Here is a 956-nt window from a genome sequence, read left to right as displayed (position 1 = left end):
GAGGGCAACTCCAGGCGGGCGACCAGCGCCGGGTCTTCGGCCTCGTTGACCAGGCGCACGCGGCCCAGCAGCTTCAGGCGGCGCCGGTTGGGGTAGTCCATCAGGATGATCGAGATGCGATCGTTGTTCTGAAGGTTGCCCACGCTGATGTACTGCACGTTGCCGCGAAAGTCGGCAAAGCCGATCGTCTTGGCGTCCAGCACCTTGAGGAAGCCCGCCGGGCCACCACGGAACTGCACATAAGGCCAGCCTGTTTCGCTGACGGTGGCTTGGTAGAAGCCATCGCGCGCTTCGATGAACTCGGCTTCACGCTCGGTCAGGAAGTCACGACGGTCGTCGGTGACATCCAGCGAGGCGTAGTTGGCGCGGCTGCCCATGCGGGTCTGCATGTCGCGCACCGCGGGTGTGAAGGCGATATCGGAGTAAGCGCGGCTCATGTGTGTGCTCCGTGGTGGCGAGGGGCCATCAGATCACAGGTCCTTGGCGGCCTTGTGCTTGATCTCGGGCCAGTTGGCGTTGGCCTTGACGAGGTTGCCCGGCACGTCTTCCAGCCACTTCTTCTGCACGTCCTTGTTGAGGTTCAGGTAGAGCTTGCCGTCGACGATCTTCCAGGCGGTCGGGTCCCCGTCCAGCTTCTTGTCCAGCACCACGCCCATGGCGCAGTAGCCGCCGTACTGGGGCGCGAACTTGTCGGGGTTGGCCTTGAAGGCATCGCGGTTGGCGGCCGAGGCGAACCAGTAGGTGGCACCGCGGTGGCTGGCGCTGAACTTGGCGTTGCCCTTCGTGGGCTGGCCAGCGCTGAAGTAGGCCACCGGGTCGTGGCCCTGGATGCCGACGCCTTGGGCGTTGACGTTGAGCTCGAAGGTCGAGGTCTCGTCATAGGCCAGGGCTTGCTGCGGCAGGGCAGCGAAGACGGCAGCGGAGGCGACGACGGCCGAGATCAGGGCGCGGCGGGT

The 956-nt window shown here is 65.3% G+C and carries 2 protein-coding genes; both read right to left on the bottom strand.

The annotated features are described in order from the left end of the window. The coding region (locus tag B2W70_RS07355) for a pyridoxamine 5'-phosphate oxidase family protein (protein ID WP_286744330.1) at positions 1 to 437 on the bottom strand (437 nt) is incomplete at its 3' end. A gap of 33 nt (positions 438 to 470) precedes the next feature. Next, positions 471 to 956: YHS domain-containing (seleno)protein (locus B2W70_RS07350; protein WP_286744327.1), on the bottom strand; the 486-nt coding region annotated here is incomplete at its 5' end.

Source organism: Aquabacterium sp. UBA2148 (assembly GCF_002328915.1).
Taxonomy (GTDB): domain Bacteria; phylum Pseudomonadota; class Gammaproteobacteria; order Burkholderiales; family Burkholderiaceae_C; genus Aquabacterium; species Aquabacterium parvum.
The sequence above is the reverse complement of the archived record's forward strand: the minus strand, read 5'-3'. Positions and strand labels throughout refer to the sequence as shown.